This window comes from Flavobacterium terrisoli, from assembly GCF_030167905.1.
Classification (GTDB): Bacteria; Bacteroidota; Bacteroidia; order Flavobacteriales; family Flavobacteriaceae; genus Flavobacterium; species Flavobacterium terrisoli.
Map to the genome: position 1 here is coordinate 43,100 of NZ_JARGNA010000008.1, position 22,389 is coordinate 65,488.

The 22,389-nt window shown below is 37.9% G+C and carries 25 protein-coding genes; 14 read left to right on the forward strand and 11 right to left on the reverse strand.

Going from position 1 to position 22,389, the window contains the following annotated elements; all coding sequences use genetic code 11:
- The first annotated feature begins 91 nt into the window (after positions 1-91).
- The gene (locus P1K33_RS12080) at positions 92-754 is read left to right on the forward strand and encodes a BON domain-containing protein (RefSeq protein WP_284653234.1); all 663 of its coding nucleotides are present in this window, start codon (positions 92-94) and stop codon (positions 752-754) included.
- A gap of 1 nt (position 755) precedes the next feature.
- Positions 756-1,310 carry a hypothetical protein gene (locus tag P1K33_RS12085; protein WP_284653235.1) on the forward strand — a complete coding sequence of 185 codons (555 nt, stop codon included), beginning with the start codon at positions 756-758 and terminating at the stop codon, positions 1,308-1,310.
- 17 nt (positions 1,311-1,327) lie between these two features.
- On the opposite strand, the gene P1K33_RS12090 is transcribed toward P1K33_RS12085, so the two are convergent.
- Both P1K33_RS12090 and P1K33_RS12095 read right to left on the reverse strand, forming a co-directional pair.
- Positions 1,328-2,374 carry a response regulator gene (locus tag P1K33_RS12090; RefSeq protein WP_284653236.1) on the reverse strand — a complete coding sequence of 349 codons (1,047 nt, stop codon included), beginning with the start codon at positions 2,372-2,374 and terminating at the stop codon, positions 1,328-1,330.
- A complete protein-coding gene (locus P1K33_RS12095; RefSeq protein ID WP_284653237.1) occupies positions 2,371-3,555 on the reverse strand; it encodes a PAS domain-containing sensor histidine kinase in 1,185 nt (394 codons plus the stop codon). Before P1K33_RS12095 ends, P1K33_RS12090 begins: the two co-directional genes overlap by 4 nt.
- A 133-nt stretch (positions 3,556-3,688) precedes the next feature.
- On the opposite strand from P1K33_RS12095, the gene P1K33_RS12100 reads away from it, so the two are divergent.
- The 12 genes from P1K33_RS12100 (at position 3,689) to P1K33_RS12150 (ending at position 13,440) form a co-directional block, all read left to right on the forward strand.
- Entirely contained in the window at positions 3,689-4,141 is a 453-nt protein-coding gene (locus P1K33_RS12100; protein WP_284653238.1) for a hypothetical protein, read from the forward strand.
- A gap of 15 nt (positions 4,142-4,156) precedes the next feature.
- The gene (locus P1K33_RS12105; RefSeq protein ID WP_284653239.1) at positions 4,157-4,909 is read left to right on the forward strand and encodes an MlaE family ABC transporter permease; all 753 of its coding nucleotides are present in this window, start codon (positions 4,157-4,159) and stop codon (positions 4,907-4,909) included.
- A 1-nt stretch (position 4,910) separates the two neighbouring features.
- Positions 4,911-5,642, forward strand: a complete 732-nt coding sequence (locus tag P1K33_RS12110) for an ABC transporter ATP-binding protein (protein WP_284653240.1) — start codon at positions 4,911-4,913, stop codon at positions 5,640-5,642.
- A 5-nt stretch (positions 5,643-5,647) separates the two neighbouring features.
- Positions 5,648-6,622: an MlaD family protein gene (locus P1K33_RS12115; RefSeq protein ID WP_284653241.1), complete on the forward strand. Its 975-nt coding sequence runs from the start codon at positions 5,648-5,650 to the stop codon at positions 6,620-6,622.
- An 88-nt stretch (positions 6,623-6,710) separates the two neighbouring features.
- Entirely contained in the window at positions 6,711-6,914 is a 204-nt protein-coding gene (locus P1K33_RS15385; RefSeq protein ID WP_350028978.1) for a YgaP family membrane protein, read from the forward strand.
- Positions 6,915-6,924: 10 nt separating this feature from the next.
- Complete coding sequence (locus P1K33_RS12120) at positions 6,925-7,440, forward strand: hypothetical protein (RefSeq protein WP_284653242.1); 516 nt, start codon at positions 6,925-6,927, stop codon at positions 7,438-7,440.
- A 30-nt stretch (positions 7,441-7,470) separates the two neighbouring features.
- Positions 7,471-8,307, forward strand: coding sequence for an ATP cone domain-containing protein (locus P1K33_RS12125; RefSeq protein WP_284653243.1), 837 nt, complete (start codon positions 7,471-7,473; stop codon positions 8,305-8,307).
- On the forward strand, positions 8,304-9,659 hold the full coding sequence (locus tag P1K33_RS12130) for an MBL fold metallo-hydrolase (RefSeq protein WP_284653244.1): 1,356 nt from the start codon (positions 8,304-8,306) through the stop codon (positions 9,657-9,659). The genes P1K33_RS12125 and P1K33_RS12130 overlap by 4 nt, the downstream gene beginning before the upstream one ends.
- Positions 9,660-9,670: 11 nt before the next feature.
- Positions 9,671-10,504 carry a DUF6544 family protein gene (locus tag P1K33_RS12135; RefSeq protein ID WP_284653245.1) on the forward strand — a complete coding sequence of 278 codons (834 nt, stop codon included), beginning with the start codon at positions 9,671-9,673 and terminating at the stop codon, positions 10,502-10,504.
- A 55-nt stretch (positions 10,505-10,559) separates the two neighbouring features.
- On the forward strand, positions 10,560-11,918 hold the full coding sequence (gene hemN, locus P1K33_RS12140) for an oxygen-independent coproporphyrinogen III oxidase (RefSeq protein WP_284653246.1): 1,359 nt from the start codon (positions 10,560-10,562) through the stop codon (positions 11,916-11,918).
- Positions 11,919-11,959: 41 nt separating this feature from the next.
- Positions 11,960-12,691, forward strand: coding sequence for a sulfite exporter TauE/SafE family protein (locus tag P1K33_RS12145; RefSeq protein WP_284653247.1), 732 nt, complete (start codon positions 11,960-11,962; stop codon positions 12,689-12,691).
- Between the two features lie 26 nt (positions 12,692-12,717).
- Entirely contained in the window at positions 12,718-13,440 is a 723-nt protein-coding gene (locus tag P1K33_RS12150; RefSeq protein ID WP_284653248.1) for a YoaK family protein, read from the forward strand.
- Positions 13,441-13,513: 73 nt separating this feature from the next.
- On the opposite strand, the gene P1K33_RS12155 is transcribed toward P1K33_RS12150, so the two are convergent.
- From P1K33_RS12155 to P1K33_RS12195, 9 genes are read right to left on the reverse strand one after another with little or no spacing between them, the layout of a single operon-like run.
- Positions 13,514-13,747 (reverse strand): HP1242/YdcH family protein, encoded by a 234-nt coding sequence (locus P1K33_RS12155; RefSeq protein ID WP_284653249.1) that lies wholly within the window; start codon positions 13,745-13,747, stop codon positions 13,514-13,516.
- A gap of 21 nt (positions 13,748-13,768) precedes the next feature.
- Positions 13,769-14,470, reverse strand: a complete 702-nt coding sequence (locus P1K33_RS12160) for a sulfite exporter TauE/SafE family protein (protein ID WP_284653250.1) — start codon at positions 14,468-14,470, stop codon at positions 13,769-13,771.
- Positions 14,470-14,922 (reverse strand): FixH family protein, encoded by a 453-nt coding sequence (locus P1K33_RS12165; RefSeq protein WP_284653251.1) that lies wholly within the window; start codon positions 14,920-14,922, stop codon positions 14,470-14,472. Before P1K33_RS12165 ends, P1K33_RS12160 begins: the two co-directional genes overlap by 1 nt.
- A gap of 13 nt (positions 14,923-14,935) precedes the next feature.
- The gene (ccoG, locus tag P1K33_RS12170) at positions 14,936-16,357 is read right to left on the reverse strand and encodes a cytochrome c oxidase accessory protein CcoG (RefSeq protein ID WP_284653252.1); all 1,422 of its coding nucleotides are present in this window, start codon (positions 16,355-16,357) and stop codon (positions 14,936-14,938) included.
- A 4-nt stretch (positions 16,358-16,361) separates the two neighbouring features.
- Positions 16,362-17,294: a cbb3-type cytochrome c oxidase N-terminal domain-containing protein gene (locus P1K33_RS12175; protein ID WP_284653253.1), complete on the reverse strand. Its 933-nt coding sequence runs from the start codon at positions 17,292-17,294 to the stop codon at positions 16,362-16,364.
- The gene (locus P1K33_RS12180) at positions 17,291-17,491 is read right to left on the reverse strand and encodes a CcoQ/FixQ family Cbb3-type cytochrome c oxidase assembly chaperone (protein ID WP_284653254.1); all 201 of its coding nucleotides are present in this window, start codon (positions 17,489-17,491) and stop codon (positions 17,291-17,293) included. The genes P1K33_RS12175 and P1K33_RS12180 overlap by 4 nt, the downstream gene beginning before the upstream one ends.
- Before the next feature lie 5 nt (positions 17,492-17,496).
- Positions 17,497-19,686 carry a cytochrome-c oxidase, cbb3-type subunit I gene (gene ccoN, locus P1K33_RS12185; protein ID WP_284653255.1) on the reverse strand — a complete coding sequence of 730 codons (2,190 nt, stop codon included), beginning with the start codon at positions 19,684-19,686 and terminating at the stop codon, positions 17,497-17,499.
- 38 nt (positions 19,687-19,724) lie between these two features.
- Positions 19,725-19,880: a cbb3-type cytochrome oxidase assembly protein CcoS gene (ccoS, locus tag P1K33_RS12190; RefSeq protein ID WP_284653256.1), complete on the reverse strand. Its 156-nt coding sequence runs from the start codon at positions 19,878-19,880 to the stop codon at positions 19,725-19,727.
- The gene (locus P1K33_RS12195) at positions 19,877-22,339 is read right to left on the reverse strand and encodes a heavy metal translocating P-type ATPase metal-binding domain-containing protein (RefSeq protein ID WP_284653257.1); all 2,463 of its coding nucleotides are present in this window, start codon (positions 22,337-22,339) and stop codon (positions 19,877-19,879) included. Before P1K33_RS12195 ends, ccoS begins: the two co-directional genes overlap by 4 nt.
- Positions 22,340-22,389: the final 50 nt, after the last annotated feature.

Below are 22,389 nucleotides of genomic sequence, written 5' to 3' on the forward strand. Positions count from 1 at the left end.
AAAATGCTTCCAATCATAAATGAATATGACGATGGTCATTTTATTAGCTTATAGTTTATTTCATTTTTGTATCCTAAAATAATAGCTAAAAATGGGAACCGATGCCATTTTAAAACAACAAATAGAAAAGGCGCTACAGTCTAATACAATGCTCAACAGTGCTGAATTTGAAGTAATGGTTCAGAACGGCTGTGTGGCGTTAACCGGCTATACCGATAAGTATTATAAAAAAGAAATGGCTAGGAAAATAGCAAAAGAGGTCCAGGGTGTTAAGACAGTTACTGAAGAAATTACCATAGTGCTGAACGATAATGTAAAATGCAGCGACACAGAAATAGAATTCAATATTTCTGAGAAATTCCGAAAAAACTTTGGCAATTCACACAAGGACATTAAGATTATCGTGAATGATGGATATGTTAGGCTTGAAGGGCAATTAAAATGGAAATATCAAAAAGACCTGGCCAATGAATGCATACAATATGTTATGGGCATTAAACAGATTGTAAACAATATTTCAATTCCCGAAACACGGGAATCAGTAATTAGTGAAAAAGATGTATTTGCAGCCATTTATGGTGATCCTTCAATTATTACCGAAATAAAAATTGAAATTTTCGGACAAAGGGTTATACTGAAAGGAAAAGTGCATAATGTAGAACAGAAAAATCTTGTGACACGTTTGGTTCGGAATGTTCCCAAAGTTAAGGAGATTGAAAATTTCCTGACCATAGACAAAAATTATGAAATTTAAAATGCAGAGAAAAATGGCTCATGACGACTTAAAAGTCAAAAGAAACAAAATACCGGAAATGGACTTTTTCGAGTGGTTTATTATTTTTATTATCTCTACCGGTATTATAGTCATTGAAAGATTTACACCAGTTTATATTAATAATTTTTATATCAGGTTGCTATTGTATATTATTTCGGCTTCATTACTTTCCTTTTGGATAAGCTGGATTTTATTTGGATATAATGCAGTAAGAAAAAGAGTGACAATTTTCATAGTTGTTGTTATTGTGGTTTTGTTGAAGGCCTATTTGACATGGGGTGGCAGTTGGAAAACACAAACGATTTTATACACTAATAAAAACGATGATGATAAAACTATAGAATTCCAAATGCGGGGCGACCGCTTTGCCTTTGGCTATAAAAAACGCATTGTGGAGCGTAAAAAAATTATGCCTTTTCTGGACTATGTCACCGATACAGATACCACCAAGATCAATACTGCGACTTGGAAACGCATCGATAAAAAAATTAATCAACTGGAACTAAAGGGTTTTAATGATATTCCTTCTTATTGATGTTGTTGAATTTGAAATCAATTCTTTAATTTCTCCAACTTTTTGGCGTCGAGAAAAGTAATGGCACTGCCTTTCTTCTCAATAAAACCTTCATCCTTAAAATCACTTAAGGTACGACTTACGGTTTCAGGAGCAGTACCCGACATCGCTGCCAGATCAATGCGGCTTATACTGATGCTGTCGCTATTATTTTCCTGTTTTTGTAAGCGCAATAAAGATTCTGCTATTCTTTTTCTCACCGATTGGTAGGCTAATTGTAACAATTGCTCTTCCTGTTGCCTGATTTGGTTGGAAAGTATTCCGATAAATTTTTCGGCTACATCAGGATATAAATTGATGAATTTTTCAAATTGGTCTTTTGGAAAATTAGACAAATGGCTGTCTTCTATCGCTATTGCCGTGTCATTATAAATATCACTTGAAAACAGTGTATTTATTCCTATAAAATCGTCAGTCTCAAACATCCCGGTCATCAGTTCCCTGCCGTCTTCCGCCATTTTGGTTGTTTTCACTTTACCATCAAGTACAATCCATATTCCCACAGAACGGTCACCTTCATAATATATTGGCTGATTCTTTTTAAAAGACCTCACTTTTCTTTCCTCCAAAGCCAGTTTCAATTCATTCAGTCCATCTTTAGCAGCCACAATAGTATTGAGCTTTTCTATTGATTTACTATAATATTCCTGTTGGATTTCTTTTTTCTTCAGCCTGGTTTCTATAGCGTTCAGCAATTCGGTATCATCAAAAGGCTTTGTAAGATAATCATCTGCGCCAAGTTCCATACCCTTACGGATATCTGCCCTTTCAGATTTGGCTGTCATAAATATAAAAGGAATAGCCTTAGTGGCATCATTCTTACTTAACAGATGCAATACTCCATAACCATCGAGGTCACCCATCATGATGTCACACAATATTAAATCCGGGACATACTTGATAGCCAATTCTGTACCAGTCTTTCCATTGTCGGCTTCATAAACTTCGTATCCACATAAACGAAGTATCTCTATTACATTTTCACGGATATCATTGTTATCCTCTATAATCAATATTTTTGTCATATTTTTGGAAATGTTAGTGTAAATAATGTCCCATCAGTATTGCTTTCAAAAGTAACTGCTCCCTTCATAAGTTCGACATGTCGGGCAACAATATTCAGCCCAAGACCGGTTCCCAGAATATTTCCCGTATTATGTGCCCTGAAAAAAGCACCAAAAAGGTATTTCTGATCCTCTTCGGGAATTCCTATTCCATTATCTTTTACCGAAATAATGCATTCTTTAGGATTGATTTCTGTCTTAAATTCAATTATGGAACCTTCTTCTGAATATTTGATGGCATTGGTCAGTAAGTTGATGATACAGTTCTTTATCAGGTTTTTATCAAGATTTACATTGGTGGTTTCAGTCAGATTGCTATAATTGATTTTCTGATTGGATTTTGCAAGTGTCTGCATTTCTTCTGTTATATCGGCAGCAAGCTCCATAAGATCAAAATTGGAAAAATGAGCTTCAACTTTGCCACTTTCTAATTTCTCGATTTGAAGGAAATTATTAAGGATTGCTGTAAGTCCGGTAACAGATGCTTTTATTTTAGCAGCGTGTTTTGAAATTTCCGATATTCCGGCTGATTCAGCATATTTATCTACCAGTGATGCCGAGAGTTGTATGGTACTCAATGGTGTCCTGAATTCATGTGAAGCCATTGATATGAACCTGCTTTTTAGTTGATTGAGTTCTTTTTCACTTTCAAGTGAATTGCTGATTTGTTCCTTAGCACTTTCCAGTGCAAGGATTGTTTCATTGAGCGATTGGGTTCTAACTTCCACCAGCTCTTCAAGATGTAATGTATAATCCTTTAATCGCTCCTCTACTTCTTTCTGCTGGGTTAAATCATGGATAAACCCAACATAAAAAGTATCTTCATTGTATTTTACCTCGCTAACGCCAAGACGCATTGGGAAAGTACTTCCATCGCGTTTGAGCCCGGTTACCTCACGTCCGATACCAATAATTCTTGGTTTGTGTGTAACATGATATCTACGCAGATAATGATCATGCTGCAGTTGATCGGGCTGTGGCATCAACATTGAAATATTGTTGCCAATCACTTCATCAGGAAGATAACCAAATAATTTACAGGCAGAAGGGTTAATACTTTGGACAATACCGGTTCCATCGATCGAAATGATACCATCGATGGCGTTTTGGACAATATCAACTAAAAGCTGTGAATTTTTCATTGAGAAACCTATTATGCCAAAGATAAAAAATTTAATGATTTAATAGTGAGGAGTATCATTTTTTCAAGTGCTAAAAATCATTCCGTTACCTGGCTAATTATCTCAAATTTGATAAAAACTAAAAGTCATCAAGATGAAATCATTAGCCATTGTATTATCCATGTTCCTCTTTGCCCTTTTGGGACAAATGTGCAATAACAAAGAAGAAAAATATGAGGATGAAGAATTATCTACTGAACAAACAACCGCATTCGCTTTGGAAGAAGCAGAAGCCAATTGGAAGAGATTTATGATTACGGCTGACAAGATGATTGCAATATCAGAAACAAACTTAAAATCACTTGAATCAATGATTAATCAAGACGATAATGTCAATGGAAATTTGAAATGGAAAATGGTTTATAATGCAAGTGAAAAGCACCTCAACAAACTTAAAGAAGAGCTCGAATCCCATAATGACGATGTTGTTGAGGGGATAAAAAACTCCAATTTACTGCAAATAAGATCCAACAGAGATTTCCCTTCGAAATTTCTACGTGAAATTATTGAACTCAATAATGAAATGGAAGATATCATTGACGAATAAGAATCTTAAAATCCCATGAAAGATTTCCTGATTGAAATAGGCGAAATCTCATACTTCATAAAGCGCTTCTTTAGAGAACTGCCTATGCGTCCATTCGAATTTAATGAACTGCTAAGACAATGTTTTTTAATTGGAAACCGTTCACTTCCGTTAGTGATTGTTACTGCCTTCATTATTGGGATGGTTTTCACTCTGCAATCAAGACCTACTCTTGAAGAATTCGGTGCAGTATCATGGATGTCATCAATGGTAAGCATTTCCATTGTTCGTGAAATAGGGCCAATTATTACAGCTTTAATTTGTGCCGGACGGATTAGTTCCGGCATTAGCGCTGAGCTCGGTTCTATGAAAGTAAGTGAACAAATTGATGCTATGGAAGTTTCCGGAACCAATCCGTTCCGCTACCTTGTTGTAACACGTATTGTTGCAACTACCTTAATGATACCGCTCCTTGTTATACTTGGGGATGCAACTTCAATTTATGCTTCTTTTTTAGTTGAACATTTCAAAGGCAATGTTTCCTTGTTGCTTTACTTTAATGAGGTTTTTGAAGCATTGAAATTTAGTGATATTGTTCCTGCTGTTATTAAAACATTCTTTTTTGGTTTTACCATCGGACTTATTGGATGTTACAAAGGTTATGCCTGTAAAAAAGGGACAGCCGGAGTTGGTATTGCAGCAAATGCTTCTGTAGTATTTACATCAATGCTACTTTTTCTAATTGACTTTGTTGCCGTTTTTGTTGCTGATATCATATACCAAACATAATATGAAACCAATAATAAATATAAAAGGACTCTTTAAGAGCTATGGTGCGAATCAAGTACTAAAGGGTTTTGATTTGCAACTAAACGAAGGCGAAAACCTTGTGGTCATGGGAAAATCAGGATCAGGAAAATCAGTGATGATTAAATGCATTGTTGGCCTTGAAGATTATGACGCCGGGTCAATTGAAGTTATGGGAAAAGAAATAAAATTCCTCAGCGATGAGGAGTTAAATAAAATCCGTTTAGAAATAGGCTTCCTCTTTCAGGGAAGTGCATTGTACGATTCGATGTCAGTCAGGGAAAACCTTGAATTTCCTTTACGTCGGCATCGCGAGAAATTTGGCAACATTGTAAACACTGAAACACAAGTATTGGAAGCACTCACTAATGTTGGACTGGCCCATACCATCGATATGATGCCTGAAGAACTTTCCGGTGGAATGAAGCGAAGAGTAGCTCTTGCACGTACATTGATTTTACAGCCTAAAGTAATATTATATGATGAGCCAACCACTGGATTAGATCCTCAAACTGCAAAAGAAATAGTGGCATTAATGCATTCGATACGCGAAAAATATAAGACAGCATCAATTGTCATTACCCACGATATTAATTGTGCAAAAGCTATTGGCGATCGTATAGTACTTCTAGTTGACGGAATCAATTATGCACAAGGCTCATTTGAACAACTTGAGATTTCAAACGATAAACGGGTTCAGGCCTTTTTTAAATAAAAATTATGAAAGAAACTACCAAACAAAAACTCAGTCTTGGAATTTTTATGATTCTTGGTTCTTTAGTATTTATTGTAGCCATTTATTTTATTGGAAACAAACAAACTCTCTTTGGAAGGACAGCAGTAATATATGCAGTATTCAATAACGTCAATGGCTTACAGCCTGGTAACAATGTCCGCTATTCCGGTATAGATGCCGGAACGGTCCGCGTTATCGAAATGATAAATGATACTACGATTCGGGTTGAAATGGCCATTGAAAGGAAAATATTAAAACACATCAAAAAGGATGCAGTGGCCGCGATAAGTTCAGACGGCCTTGTGGGCAGCATGGTTATCAATATAATCCCGGGTAATGGAAACCAGCCCGTATCTGATGGTTCTGTTATCAAATCCTATAGCCGCATCCGCACTGAAGACATTTTAAAAACCCTGAATGTAACCAATGAAAATGCTGCGCTACTGACAGCCGATTTACTAAAAATCACAAATAAGATTGAACAGGGCGATGGCAGCATCGGTGTTTTGCTCAATGATACCATTATGGCTTCAGATATGAAGAAAATGTTGCATTACCTTATGCTTACCAGCGTCGAAACATCGGTTTCAATGAGAAAATTAAACCGTTTAATTACATCACTCGAAAAAGATGATGGCGTTATTGGTGTACTAAAAGATACTGTAACAGCAACAAAAATAAAAAGCATCATTGTTAAGCTTGACCAATCGGGAACAGCAATGAATCAAGCAGTAAACCATCTTGATGGAATGATTCTGGAGTATAAAGAAGGTAAAGGTGCAGTCAATTATCTGGTAAAAGATTCCGCATCTGCGCAAAAGATGGATTCTGTTATTAATAATCTAAACAAGTCTAGCCAATTGTTAAAGGAAAATCTTGAGGCCATAAAACACAATTTCTTGTTGCGTGGTTATTTTAAAAAACAGTCAAAAGCTAAAGCAAAGGAAATGCAAAATTGATTAGCCTTTGGGATGTGACACAAATCATTTCTTATATGATTTGATACAAGTAAATTTACAAGTATAACTTAAAACCCAAAAAAAAAGGATGAAAAAAAATATAGGCAGAACCGATAGTATAATCAGGATTATCCTTGGAATAATCATGATTTATTTATCAAACACTCAAACCGTTATGGTTCAAATCCTTATAACAGCAATAGCAGTAGCGCTTATTTTTACTGCTCTAAATGGTCGTTGCTTGTTATATGTCCCTTTCGGCTTTAACACCAGAAAGAAAACAGATACTTAAAATCAATATCATGATAAGCAACATAAAAAAAGAACGGGTTGTATATATTTCAGTATTAATTATAATATTGGCATTGCTGCTCATTGAGCGCCTTACCGCTGTTGAAATTAATAATAATATCATTCTGTTTCTAATTGTGTTCACTACAATTGGAACATTGTCTCTTATTGTAAGTCAGTACCTCTTCGGTGAGCTATCCAGAAAGTATGTGATTCTACTTTTCCTTATTGTTTTTTCGGTATGTCTCGCTGTGGCTGTTCTGACTTGGGCTGATAATTGGAAGACTCAGTCTATTTTGTATAGAAACACAAAACATCCTCAGCAAACCATTGAATATCGGATGCGCAGCAAGCATGGTTATGGCTTCGAAAAACAGATAGTGAGGAGAAAAAGAATACTTCCATATTTAGATAATATAATTGTCGTAGATACTACAGCCATAGATAAATCAAAATGGATAAGAGTAAACGAAATGGTTAATGAAATGGGCATTCCCGGTGACTATGTTAACCTGCCTGATAATTGAAACCAGTTGAAATAAAGCACCTTTCGACCTATGAAAATCATAAAAAATTCAGGCGATATTGTCGATTTTAACAGAAGTAAACTAAAACACTCACTGCAGAGGTCTGGTGCGTCAGAGCGTGATATTGAAAATATAATGCTTACTGTTGAAAGTCAATTACATGATGGCATGAGAACCAGTCATATTTACCGTTTGGTTGGAAAAATGCTCAAAAGAATTTCAGCATCACATGCCGCCAGGTATAATCTTCGCACTGCCATTCAGCAACTTGGACCTGCAGGTTTTTTCTTTGAGAAATTTGTTTCACTCATTTTTAAGTCAGAAGGTTATGAAGCAAAGACCAATATAATTCTGCAGGGAAAATGTGTATCGCATGAAATTGATGTGATCCTGAAAAAAGACAAGATGTTAACGATGATAGAATGCAAATTTCATGCAAAAAGCGCAACAGTTTCGGATATAAAAGTTCCGATGTATATACTCTCGCGTTTCAATGATTTAAAGAATAATCAGCACAATATTTTTAATGACAGGGATTCTATCGACTATTGCAAAATCGTCACCAACAATAGATTTTCAACCGATGCCGAAACTTTTGCAAACTGTGCAGGGTTGGGATTATTAAGTTGGGATTATCCTAAAAACGACTGCCTAAAAACCAAAATTGACAATAATGAACTTTATCCGGTAACTTGTCTTACGACCTTGACTATTCTGGAAAAAGAAAAACTGCTCATTTTAGAAATCATCCTTGTAAAACAATTGATGGAATTTCCCGAAATGCTTGCTACTATCGGAATTAGCGAAAACAGACAGAAAAATATTTTAAATGAGGCCATAGGGCTTTGCAAATACTTACAGAAATGAAGATACAATTCCTTGGCGGTGCCGGAACAGTTACCGGCTCAAAGACGCTTATTGAAAGTAATGGTCTTCGAATCCTGATAGACTGTGGCCAATTTCAGGGTATCAAGGCCTTGCGTGAACTGAACTGGGAACCTTTACCGGTACTTCCGTCATCAATAGACTTTGTATTGCTTACTCATGGGCATTTGGATCATTGCGGATGGTTGCCAAGATTGGTAGAACAGGGCTTTTGTGGAAAGATATATTGCACTTCACCCACAAAAGATGTAGCAAGGCTCGTCATGCTGGACAGTGCCAAAATCCAGGAAGAAGAAGCAGAATTGGCCAACAAGGGAAAATATTCAAAACATCTGATCGCTGAACCTTTATACACCATAAAGCAGGCCGAAAAGGTATTGCCGCTTTTCCGCATTATTGAAACAGGAAAACCAGTCGCTCTTGATGCCGAAATTTCAGCTGAATTTTCCAATGCCGGCCATATCATAGGAGCCTGTAGCATATCATTGTGTATTGAAAACAAACTATTGGTTTTTTCAGGAGATATTGGCAGGGACAACGACGTATTAATGTTTCCTCCTGTGCGTCCTAAAAAAGCTGATTACGTTTTTTTGGAAAGTACTTACGGAAACAGATTACACCCTAAAGATGATGCCAGCCTTGAACTTGAAACGTACATCAATAATACAATCCGTAACAATGGTACAGTTATTATTCCCGGATTTGCAGTCGAACGTGCGCAATCGGTCATGTATCTTTTGTGGCAGCTAAAAAAAGAAAAACGCATTCCTGATGTGCCTTATATTTTAGACACGCCTATGGGCATTAGTGTACTCGATATTCTTCGTGAAAACAGCAAATGGCATAAACTTTCCCCGGAAGATTGTGCTGAAATGTGTGCTATGTTCACTTTGATTTCCAATTATGAAGATACCATAGCGACCATATATGACAAACAACCCAAAGTAGTCATAGCAGCCAGTGGCATGCTGACTGGCGACAGGGTTTTAGCATATTTGGAATATTACATTGGCTTAGCAACAACGACAGTAATAATTGTAGGCTACCAAGCCGAAGGAACACGGGGTAGAAAATTATTGGAAAACGCTACAGAAATTAAGATTTATGGAAAATATTATCCTGTAAATGCCAAAATATTAGAAATAAAGGGTTTGTCTGCTCATGGTGACCAGACCGATCTTTTAAACTGGGTTTCAGAATTGGAAACCAAACCTAAAATGGTATTTCTAGTACATGGTGAAAACCAACCGGCTGATGAAATGCGAATCAAAGTTCGCGAGCGCTATGGTTATGACAGCAGCGTACCTCAATTACTACAGGTTATAGAAATTTAACATCAAAATCCATGATAGTATTTATATACCTTGTTTTGGCAATAATTCTAATTGTGCTTATTGGATTATTGACCGCATTGAAAAAATTTGATGATAATGTTGAACATCTCTTTAAACAGTCCGATAAAATGGATGGCAATGTTTTTCATTCTGAGCAACTTTCAGGGCTGCCGGTTCCCGTTCAACAGTATTTCAGCCATGTGCTGACAGAAGGGCAACCCTACCTAAATTATGTCAGGCTCAAACATCATGGCCGCTTTAAAACATCAATCGAAAGTAAATGGGCAAGCATTAAAGGCGAAGAATATTTTACGGTCAACAAGCCCGGATTTATCTGGAAAGGAAAAATGAACGGTTTGACGGCAATCGATAGTTTTATTAATGGAGAAGGCAGCCTTAAGGTGTACTTTTTTTTCTTTATCAGGATTGCAAAAGGTTCAGGTAGTGAATTTTCACAAGGAGAACTACTCCGTTGGCTTGGGGAATGCGTATGGTTTCCAACAGCATTGCTCCCCAATGATTACCTGCATTGGGAACCACTCAACGACCATCAGGCCAAATTGGTTTTTGCGTATAAAAAATTAGCGGTGTATTATATTGTTACATTTAACGATGCATACGAAATCGTACAACTTGAAACCACCCGATATATGGGAGGAAAGGAACTTAAAACCTGGATTGGGAGGTTATCAAACTATAAAACATTTAATGATATAATGATTCCCACTACAATACAGGCAGCGTGGAGACTTGATCATCATGATTTTACCTATGCCGTTTTTCATCTTAACCGAATTGAATACGACCAGCCGGAAAGATTTAAGAATAACATTCTACCATTATGACCATCGTCATTTTTATCACTCCATAAGGTATTTACCTTAGCGGAAATTTAAACCAATGAACGAGTCACTAATCCAAAAATATAATGTTCCGGGGCCGCGTTATACGAGCTACCCCACAGTGCCCTACTGGAATGAAGATTTTAATTTTGACGTGTGGAAAAATACGTGTCAGGCATCCTATATAAAAAACAAAAATGATGGATTAAGCCTATATATCCATTTGCCATTTTGCGAAAGCATGTGTACCTTTTGCGGTTGTCATAAAAGAATCACTAAAAACCATCAGGTAGAAAATCCCTATATCCAGGCTGTACTTAAGGAATGGAGCTTATACTGCAGCCTGTTTAAGGAAAAACCAATTATCAGGGAAATCCATCTTGGCGGCGGTACCCCGACTTTCTTTTCAACTCATAATCTTAAGGCCCTCATTAACGGCATTTTTTCGAGTTCCAATAAAGCTTCCGACTGTGAAATGAGCTTTGAAGGACATCCCAATAATACCACAACAGTCCATCTTGAGAAATTGTATAAACTTGGATTCAGAAGGGTTAGTTTTGGTGTCCAGGATTATTCTCCAAAAGTGCAAAAGGCTATCAACCGCGTACAGCCTTTCGGCAACGTCGCCAAGGTTACCATGGAAGCAAGGGAAATAGGATATACTTCTATCGGGCATGATATTATTTTTGGTCTCCCTTTTCAACGCATAGAGGACGTTGTTGATACAATCGAGAAAACAAAGGCATTGCAACCTGATCGAATCGCATTTTACAGTTACGCACATGTACCCTGGATAAAAGGAAACGGCCAACGTGGCTTTAAGGATGAAGATATTCCGAAAGATGATGAGAAAAGAATCCTGTATGAAGTAGGAAAAAAACTGTTGCTGAGCAATGGCTATGAAGAAATCGGAATGGATCATTTTGCCCTTAAGACTGATATGCTATATATGGCTTCAGAATCGGGGAATCTTCACCGCAACTTTATGGGCTATACTACTTCAAAAACCAAAATGATAATTGGCCTGGGAGTTTCAGCTATCGGTGACTGTTGGCACGGTTTTGCCCAGAATGAAAAAAATATTGAAAAGTACTATCAGTTATTGGAAAATGATAGATTGCCAATCGTTAAAGGCCATGTTCTCGATACGGAAGATTTAATCATCAGACAGCATATCCATAACCTGATGTGCCGGTTTGAAACGTCATGGGCAGCTGACAAGTTATATTTTGATGAGATTCCATTGGTCCTTTTGCAACTCGGAGAAATGCAGGCCGACGGGCTTGTGACCATTGAAAACAAGTGTATTAAAGTTACGGCCACTGGAAAAGCCTATATAAGAAACATCTGCATGGCATTTGATTTACGCTTAAAAAGAAGATCACCACAAACCAAACTGTTTTCGATGACAGTGTAGCGCACATTTTGTATTTTTAAATTTTAATTCCTTTAGCAGTCTTGGAATATCTTGTCTATTTTATATTATTGGCCTTAATGGCAGAAATTTTAGGAACTGTCGGTGGCTTTGGTTCTTCAATGTTCTTTGTGCCTATAGCGAGCTATTTTCTTGATTTCCATTCGGTGCTTGGCGTTACAGCCATTTTCCATGTTTTAAGCAACCTCACCAAAATTGGGTTTTTCCACAAAGGCATTGACAAAAAACTTATAATTACCCTAGGAATTCCGGCTGTAGTTTTTGTAATACTGGGCGCTTATCTCAGCCAGTTCATTGACACCAAATGGCTCCAAATCGGATTGTCTGTTTTCCTAATTGCCTTGAGTCTTTTCTTCTTGATTTTTAAAAAAGTGGCAATCAAACCAACGACTATCAACAGTATAACCGGTGGCGTTACTTCGGGTTTTATTGCAGGATTGATTGGAACCGGTGGTGCCATAAGGGGAATAACATTGGCCGCATTTAACTTAAAAATGGAAAGTTTTATTGCCACTTCGGCCGTAATTGATTTAGCCATAGATGGAAGCAGAACCATTGTTTACGGGCTTAATGGTTTTATACATAAAGATGATTTATACCTCATTCCGATACTATTTGTGGTAAGCATCATAGGTACATTCATCGGAAAAAAATTGCTTCAGAAAATTTCGGAAGCGCAATTCAAAAAAGTGGTTTTGGTTTTAATCTTAGTCACAGGCATTATTACCGCATTCAACGTTGCTCAAAAGCGATAGTCAATTTCAAACAAAATTTAAAACAAATGTTTATACATCAGGGCAGAACCAGAACGGCAAAACACAATTTGCAAATAGCTTCATTGTTGTCTTTTGTCGCCGGACTTGTAAATGTGGCCGGTTTTTTGGCGGTAGCCAAATTGACGACTAATGTAACCGGACACTTTGCCTTTTTTGTAGATGAAGTTTTTAAATTGAACTTCTGGCAGAGCTTTATTTACTTTCTGTATATCTTTTTCTTTTTTCTGGGTTCGTTTTCGTCAAGCCTCATAGTTGAAGTCATGTCAAGAAGAAATGAAAATTATATCTATATCATTCCAACATCAATTGAAAGCTTAATTTTGTTGTTTATTGCGCTTTTGGGAAAGGGACTGATATTGGAAAATCCGAATCTGATAGCCTGCAGTTTGCTATTTGCCATGGGTTTGCAAAATTCATTGGTCACAAGAATTTCTAATGCTACTGTTAGGACAACCCATTTAACCGGTCTTTTTACCGATTTGGGCATCGAGCTTTCACAATTGTTTTTCTATCGGGAGGAAGGATCACGGGAGAAACTATATTCCTCCATAAAACTGCGATTGACGATAATCAGCTTCTTTTTTATCGGCGGTATTATTGGTGGCGTTTTTTATGCTAATATGGGTTTGCTTGTCCTCTTAATCGGTTCCGTTTCGTTGGCCTTAGGTATTATTTTTGATTCCATATCACTGAAAATAAAACGGCTTCAATCGAAGTACCGTCGTTAAAAAGGCCTAAAAAAAACCACGTCTTTCGACGTGGCCTCAACAACTAAAAATATTACAAACTACTAAAACTCTATTAATTACTTGCCAATATTGAAAATATGGCATCTTTTATATGCAGTAATTTGGCTTTCTTGGCATGAATGATAGCATCCGAGGCAAGTTCGGCTCCATTGTTAAGACGGCGAACTTCATGCTCTACTTCGTCGTATTCATCAAACAATTTTTTAAAATGCGGATCGGCCAATTTCAATTCGTGTATTTTAGTTTGGTGTTCCGGGAATTCGTGTAATAAATCGTGTTTATCCATATCTAAATTATTTAAGTGTTATTAATGACAATTGGGTGTTGACTGAACAAACAAACTCACGTCACTTGGGGAAACATAAGATATTCCTATGCCCAAACCTCTGAGGATAAACAGCACGCCAATACCGGCAGTGACTATCGGTACAATTTTGTTTATTTTATTCCTGATAGGATGTCCGAGTCTATGGCCCATATAAACCACAGCGCTCATCATCGGAATGGTTCCTAAACCATATAAAGCCATGTAAGTTGTTCCATACCATTCATTTTGCATGGCTAAGGCTCCGAATAAAGCGGTATAAACCAATCCACAGGGTAAGAATCCGTTTAGTAATCCTATCGTGTAAATTGAGGATAAAGATTTTTTTCTGAATTGATTTCCTAAGCCTGATTTAACTTTTGAAATCACATGAAAAACCGGTTTTGAAAAATTATACCGGGCAAAAACCTTCTCAGGTACAATTGCAATAACTATCATTACAATTCCAATAATGATGGATGTTTTTTGCTGGATTCCGGCCAGAAACAGTCCTTTTCCAAGTAAGCCAAAAATTAACCCCAAACCTGCATAAGCAGTAATTCTGCCCAAATGATATATTAAAATCTGCAATGCTTTTTTAGTTGGGTTGCTTCTGTCCAAAGGAAGCATCATCGCTATTGGCCCACACATACCAATGCAATGAAGGCTGCTGATTAATCCAAATATAAAAGCGGTATAAATCATTATTGAATGTATAGTTGTTTCTTGATTATATAATCTTTTCCTCTATAACTCCAGGATAAGGTCATGTCCCAATTGCCGCCAGCAAAATCCTCCTTAGGTATGAGCATTGTGGCATTGGACAACCGGATATAACATTCAAAATCCAGTATTCTTGCCGACGGCCTGTAAAGGGACACTTTGCCTTTTATCTCTTTTGTATTAAATTCTTTTGGAAAAGTAATAGTAACTCCTTTGTCTGTTGTAGCTATTACAGGCTTTTGTTCTAAATCTTCAGCATTCTGAATTTTGGCCAGTTCATCACTGTAATGGGCATCGTGCTTATAATATTCCTCTACTACAAGTTCGTTGTCGTATTTGGAATTGCTTTGCACCTTAATGATAAAATAGAGTATAAAACTCATGAAAAGAAAAAAAGCAATAACTATAGATGTTCCCCAGTTTGGTTTTTTCATGATACCAGTATTTTTAATTAAAAGCCCTAGGGCTTAAAAAAATTGTTTTTTCCGTTTCGATTAGATGTTGCCCATCATAAACACCAATCTTTATTTTGGTCTTGTCATTTTCAAGTACATATTTACTGATTTCAATAAAAAGCGTTCCCTGTGAAATACCTTGGGCTTTTAACGCAAAATGACTTCGACCTACTGTAGTAATCTTCCCTTTCTGCGAAATCAGCACGAAATGGATATCCTTAAAGTCCTTTACTGTCTTGTTGACAATTTTATAGGTATAGACATTACTGATATTGTCTCCCTTATGCTGATACAACTGCCCCGGAATCCTTAGTATATCTGCTTCCACATCATTTCTTAAAAATAATATCCCGGTAAGGATTCCTATTAGGATTCCTAAAACTGCCGTATATCCTTTCATTCGTGTGGTGAACTTAAAGGTTGCTTTTTTCTCGATTTCATCTTCGGAAGCATAGCGGATTAATCCTTTTGGCAGGCCGACACTTTTCATAATGGCATCACATTCGTCAATGCAGGCGGTACAATTGGTACATTCCAGCTGCGTCCCGTTGCGGATATCAATTCCCATTGGACACACATGAACGCATTGCATACAATCAATGCAATCACCTTTTCCGGATAAGGCTCGGTCTTCTTTTTTATTGAATTTGGCTCTTCCCGTTTCTTTCTCACCCCGCACAAAATCATAGGCCACATTTATCGATTTATTATCCAAAAGTACCCCTTGCAAACGCCCATATGGACAGGCAATAATACAGACCTGTTCGCGGAACCAGACAAATACAAAATAAAAAACTCCGGTAAATATCAATAGGGCAATCAAATTCCCAAGTTCCTGTAGTGGCCCAACTTCAATCATATGGAACAACTCATCACTACCAATTATGTAAGCAAGAAAAACATTGGCTATCAAAAAAGAAATCAGGAAAAATAATAACCATTTCAACAATCGTTTCTTAATTTTTTCTGCATTCCATTCCTGTTTATCAAGCCTTAACTGAGCGCCACGATCACCATCAATCCAAAACTCAATCCGTCTGAAAACCATTTCCAGAAAAATAGTCTGAGGACAAATCCAGCCGCAGAATATCCTCCCGAAAACGACTGTAAACAACGTCACGAAAACGACTCCGGTAATCATGACAAGGACAAATATGTAAAAGTCCTGTGGCCAAAACGGAAATCCGAAGATATTGAACCTGCGCTCCAGCACATTAAACATCATGAACTGATTGCCATTGACTTTCACGAAAGGGTTGGCTATCAATATTGCCAACAGAAAATAGCTTACATATTTGCGGTAGTTGTAAAATTTCCCGCTTGGCTTTTTCGGAAAAACAAACTTTCTTTTTCCTTCTTCATCCAATGTTCCTATACTGTCCCTGAAAGCTTCTTTTTCACTGTTGTTGAGCATAATGCTATTTTTTGGCGGCTTTTGATGGTGATCCTGATGTTTGTCCTACACCCTCCGGATTTATCCAGACCTCGCCATCCGGCGCTTTAGGGTCTTTAGGATTGCTTCCCTGTAATGATAAAACATAACTTGCCACAAGTTGGATTTCTGTTGGTTTCAAGGTCCCTTTCCAGGCTACCATTCCTTTTCCGTCACGGCCACCATTAGTTATGGTATGAAATAGGTTCTTAATACTTCCACCAAAAATCCAATGTTCATCGGTTAAGTTTGGTCCGATTTGCCCACCACCATCAGCTCTATGGCAGGCTGCACAATTGGTATCATAAATGGCTTTCCCTTTGGCAAGACCAGCTGCCTCTGTCACTTTTGTTACCTTATTTTCATCCATCATATCAGGAGCTGTAAGCATGTATTTGGCAACGTCAGCTTTGGCCTGTGCCAATTCTTTCCTGAGCTCCGTTTCCTGATCATCGCCACCCATAATTTCGTAACGTACGAGGTATATGGCTCCAAACAGAATTCCTCCATAAAAAAGATACAGCCACCATGGCGGTAATTTATTATCTAATTCCCTGATACCGTCATAATTATGATCCAATAAAAGCAAATCGTTATTTTCAATCGGTTCTGACCTTGTAAGGCGCTTCATCAAATTTTTATACCATTGCTTTTCGGTAATACTGATTTCCACAGAAGTAACTTCCTCAAGCTGCTTTTTTTGTTCCTCAGTCAACATTTGATAAGTCACATTATCTACTGCTGCAACCACAATCTCGATAGCAATAAGAAGGAACAGGAATATGAAAAGAAATAGAATTACCATTGGATACTTTACAAAGGCCGGGCGGTCTCCCGAATCGATAAAATATTCCAAGGCTCCAAAAACCGAAAAGAAAATTATCGGAAGTCTAACATAAACAGGAAGCATTTTTTTCATTTTTCTGGAATTAAAAGTTCATCATTATGATTTTCATTCAATGGCATTTGGCTAAAGGCAACTATCGTTTCCTTTTTATAAGTGTATACCCAGATTCCCAGTCCCAAAAAGAAAAGGAAGAATATGAGTAATGAAACTATTGGATAAATGGCCACTCCGTCAATAGTTTCCAAATTGTGTTTTATAGGTTCAAACATGTTTTTTACTTGTTAGATTTATCTTTTACTTTGATATCAGTGCCCAATCTTTGTATGTAAGCGATAAGTGCAACTATTTCACGGTCACGCATTGGAACAAATTGCTCCCCTTTAGCTTGTGCTTTTTTCTTGCTGTCTTCATAACTCTTCACAAAATCAGGGTCTGCATAAAGGTTTTTCTCAATCTGATTCCCTTGAGCAGTTATCATTTTGGTCGCATTTGCTATTTCATAATCGGTATAAGGAACACCTAATTCGCGCATTACCTTCATTTTCTTTTCGATATCCGAAACATCCAATGCCTTATTGTCAAAAAGCCATTTATAACCCGGCATGATAGAACCGGCAGAAGTGGATTGTGGATCCCACATATGGTTAAAATGCCAGTTATCGTTATACTTTCCACCTATTCGCAATAAGTCAGGACCGGTTCTTTTGGAACCCCATAAAAATGGATGATCATATACAAACTCACCTGCTTTGGATTGTGGACCATACCGTTCCACCTCACTACGGAATGGACGTACCATTTGGGAATGGCAGCCAACACATCCTTCGCGGATATAGAGGTCACGGCCCTCCAATTCTAATGGAGTATAAGGTTTTACGCTTGCAATAGTTGGAATATTGGATTTTACCATTATGGTTGGAACTATCTGGATGATACCCCCTATCAGGATAGCGACAGTCGCTAATATTGTTAATTGTATCGGTCTTCTTTCCAGCCATGGATGGAATTTTTCACCCTTAACCCTTGCGTTACTTACTCTTTCCAGTTCTGGAGCTTCAGCTAATTCATCACTTATAACAGCATTCGCTTTTACCGTACGAATGATGTTGTATACTAGTATAAACATTCCGATGATATACATTGTTCCTCCAATGGCACGCATCCAGTACATAGGCATAATTTGGTTTACCGTTTCAAGGAAATTACCATAAGTTAATGTCCCGTCAGGATTGAATTGTTTCCACATAGAAGCCTGAACAAATCCGGCAACATACATCGGAAGCGCATATAAAATAATTCCCAGGGTTCCCAGCCAGAAATGCCAATTAGCGAGTTTGTTTGAAAATAATGGTCCTTTAGTCATTCTTGGAATCAGCCAGTAAATCATACCGAAGGCCAAAAAGCCATTCCAGGCGAGAGCACCAACGTGTACGTGGGCAATGATCCAATCCGTAAAATGGGCAATCGCGTTAACATTTTTTAGCGATAGCATTGGCCCTTCAAAAGTGGCCATACCATAGCCTGTAATGGCTACCACAAAAAATTTAAGTACCGGTTCTACACGCACCTTATCCCAAACGCCACGTAAAGTCAGTAACCCGTTAATCATACCACCCCATGATGGCGCAATCAGCATGATTGAAAAGACAACCCCTAGGTTTTGTGCCCAATTGGGTAATGCGGAATACAATAAGTGGTGAGGTCCTGCCCAGATATAGATAAAAATAAGTGACCAAAAGTGTACTATGGACAATCGATAGGAATAAACAGGTCTGTTGGCAGCCTTTGGCACAAAATAATACATCAACCCAAGGAACGGCGTAGTAAGGAAAAATGCAACAGCATTATGGCCATACCACCATTGCACTAAAGCATCCTGAACACCTGCATACACAGAGTAACTTTTCGTTAACGATACAGGCAATTCAATACTGTTGAAAATGTGCAATACAGCTACCGTAACAAAAGTGGCTAAGTAGAACCAAATCGCCACATATAAATGGCGCTCTCTTCTTCGGAGAATAGTTCCAATCATATTAATTCCGAAAACAACCCAGATTAAGGCAATGGCAATATCAATTGGCCATTCCAGTTCGGCATACTCCTTTGAAGAAGTATAACCCAAAGGCAAAGAAATTGCTGCTGCCACTATAATCAATTGCCACCCCCAAAAATGGACATTGCTGAGGAAGTTGCTAAACATCCTTGTTTTAAGAAGTCGCTGAAGGGAATAATAAATTCCGGCAAACATGGCGTTACCCACAAAGGCAAAAATTACGGCATTGGTGTGTAATGGACGTAGCCTTCCGAAACTAAGCCATGAAATCCCATCTGTGAGGTTGGGAAAAAGAAAAAAGAAGGCGAGCAAAAGCCCGACAGCCATACCTACAACGCCAAAAACAATAGTGGCATAAAGGAACTTTTTTACAATTTTGTTGTCATAATAAAACTGTTGCATTTCCATAATTAATCTGGTTTTTCTATTTTGGTTTGTATTGATTTTTATTTTTTTGCTTTTAGCTCATCGTCAAAAAGCATGCGCACGGAAGGCGTATAATTATCATCATACTGCCCGCTCTTTACGGCTTTGATAAAGGCGGTAAAAAAGAATATGGCGATAATGATACTGATGCAGATTAGAAGATAGATGACACTCATGTGGTGATTTTATGGTTCAAAATTAATCCCGTGTTGTCGGATAAAATATGACGTTCATCACTCTTTTTGCTGACCGTCGTTATTTTTAGCCTACGGGCATAAAAATTACTGACCAATGTCACAAAACTGATAATGGTGATGGTGCTCAAAGGCATGATAATCGCTGCCACTATTGGCAATAAGTTTCCCGTTACCGCAAAGGCCAAACCAACAACATTGTAGAGTAAGGAGAGTCCAAAACTAAGCCTGATAACATGGATGGCTTTTTTGGACATTCTCATAAAACGATGCAGTTTTTCGAATTCACCGGCATCGAGTATGGCATCACAAGCCGGGGAAAAAATATTGACATTCTCTGAAATAGCAATTCCAACGTTGCTTTGTTTTAAAGCGCCGGCGTCATTCAATCCATCGCCAACCATCATTACATTATGTCCTTGCTGTTGGAGTTTGCTGATGAAAGTCAGTTTTTGTTCCGGATTTTGATTAAAAACCATTTCGACTCCTTTCGGCAGAAGGTTTTCCAGAATTTCACGTTCCCCTTCATTATCCCCTGATAAGACTTTGATTTGATATTGTTCGTTAAGATTTTTGAATAATTCGCCTAAACTTTCCCTGTACTGGTTGTGGAAAACATATTTTCCGTAGTAAACCTCATTTATCTTAATATGGACGGCGGTTTGCTGAACAGCATTTTCCTCATCAACCCCTAAAAAGGCTGCCGATCCGATGGAGATATTACTACCTGCCAGGCTCGCTTTGATTCCCCTTCCGGTTAACTCTTCAAAACCGGTAATCCCTATTTTTGGCGAATCCGGCAAGTAATCGTACAGCATCCGGCTTAGCGGATGGTTTGATCCCCGGAGTATATTTTTGAGAAGCAGCATTTCATCCTGAGAAAGCGATTTGCCCTGGTAGCTTATATTCGATTTCTTATTGGTTGTAATGGTTCCGGTTTTATCAAAAACAATGGTATCCACTTTAGCCAATTGTTCAATGGCGATGGTATTCTTAAGGTAGAATTTCTTTCTCCCCAATATCCGCAAAACATTCCCAAGTGTAAAAGGTGCTGTTAATGCCAGAGCACAAGGACAGGCCACTATCAAAACTGCGGTAAATACATTAAACGCAATATTGACATCAATAAAAATCCAATAGCCAAACCCGCCAAAAGCTATCAATAGCAATAACGGTGTAAAATAACGACTGATGCGGTTTGTTATATTCTCAAAGCCGATACCTTCATTTTTCTGAAAAGCGGCATTGCCCCACAATTGGGTCAGATAGCTTTGAGACACGGGTTTCAAAACTTCCATTTCAATAACAGCTCCGGCAAGCCTTCCGCCGGCAAAGATTTTATCTCCAGAGCTTTTCGACACCGGAATGGCTTCCCCGGTAACAAAGCTGTAATCTATGGCTGCATTTTTTGATATCAATATACCGTCTGTTGGGACAATCTCATGGTTCCTGATCAAAATGCGGTCGCCTTTATTTATTTCATAAACCGGAATATTTTCCTCATTATCATTGGCTGTAAGGCGCGTGACAGCAATCGGGAAATAGGATTTGAAATCCCTTTCAAAGTTTAAGAATTCATAAGTTTTAAGCTGGAAGGCTCTTCCGAGCAGCATAAAAAACACCAAACCCGTCATGCTGTCAAAAAAACCCGGGCCACGGTCGAGCAGTATATCAATAAAACTGCGCACAAACATTACAATAATGCCCAACGCGATTGGGATTTCAATGCTCAGGATTTTAGCCCTGAGGTTGTTCCATGCGGCAATATAGTAGCCGCTGGCCGAGTACAAAAAACTTGGAATAGACAGTGCGAGGATGAGCCAACGGAAGAATCCTTTGTATTGGTCGAGCCAGAATTCCTTATGCTCAAAATATTCAGGAAATGACAGCAGCATGATATTCCCAAAGCAAAAAAAGGCTACTCCTAATTTGTAAGTTAGGCTTCGGTCCTTTTGATTTTTGGTATTGCCATAATCATCGAGGCTGATATAAGGTTCATAGCCAATGGTTGACAAAAGGTTTACTACATCCTTTAATGAGAAGTTATCAGAATTATAATTGATACGTACCTTCTTTTGATGAAAATTAACTTGTGAGAAAACAATTTCCGGTTTCAGCTTTCGCAGGTTTTCCAGAATCCAGATACACGAACTGCAATGGATGTGCGGTACGTTTAGGGAAACAATCTGCGTTCCGTTTTCATTAAATTCCAAAAGCCTGTCAACAATTTTCTGATTCTCAAGAAAGTCATACTTTTGGTTATCGGAAATGGGAATAGCGCCGGGAGAATTTTCAAAATCGTAATACGAACAAAGTCCGTTGGCATTGAAGATTTCATAAACTGTTTTGCATCCTCTGCAGCAAAAAGCCTTATCATCAAAAAAAAGGGTGTCTTTGGGTGTTACTTCCAGTCCACAATGAAAACATTGATTGCTTGTCATATTTGCTCATTTACCTGTGGCAAATATCATGACCGTAATATTCATGGAAA